At 44.4% G+C, this 588-nt stretch carries 1 protein-coding gene; it reads right to left on the bottom strand.

The window, feature by feature from the left end:
• Positions 1-588, bottom strand: a 588-nt coding sequence (locus CXF95_RS26295) for an Ig-like domain-containing protein (RefSeq protein ID WP_157828261.1), incomplete at both ends; no start/stop codon positions are given.

Raw genomic sequence — 588 nt, 5'->3', positions numbered from 1 at the left:
CACAATCTCAAATTCAGCATCCCGCGGTATGTTTGTCGCACCATTGGGTATGTTGCGATAGAGCAGACTTCCTTGCAGTAAATCTGGGCTGTCAGTTGTTGTGAAGTTTTGTACTACAGGTATAAGCAAATCGTTACCACTGATGTCTTTTAATCCATCGACAGTCAGGCGGTAGTTACTGTTAGTGCTAAGTAGATTTTTAGGTACAATATAAACTGTTTTTCTATCGGCACTCAGATTGATATTGCTAGGTATTGCACCACCAATGTTGTCTTCCAACATAACACCACTTAGCTCAAGGGGGTTAAGCGGTTCGTCGAATCGCACTCTGATCCAAATGTTAGTGGGAACGTCGGTAATACCGTCAAATATGGTGGAGTCGACAAATGTGGGCCTCTCATTGTCACTAACAAAACTGGTGGTAAAGCTGCTGAAGAAGTTAACCACACCATTACCGCTTAAGTCACGTAAACCGTAGACGTAGACATAGTAGGTACGGCTGACCAATAGGGCTTCATTAGGTACCATAGTTAAACGTAGCCCATCTGCTGAGAGCGCAGCGCTGGAAGGGATATTCAGACCGGTAAC

Origin of the sequence: Paraglaciecola sp. MB-3u-78 (assembly GCF_002835935.1) — a bacterium.
Taxonomy (GTDB): Bacteria; Pseudomonadota; Gammaproteobacteria; order Enterobacterales; family Alteromonadaceae; genus Paraglaciecola.
The sequence above is the reverse complement of the archived record's forward strand: the minus strand, read 5'-3'. Positions and strand labels throughout refer to the sequence as shown.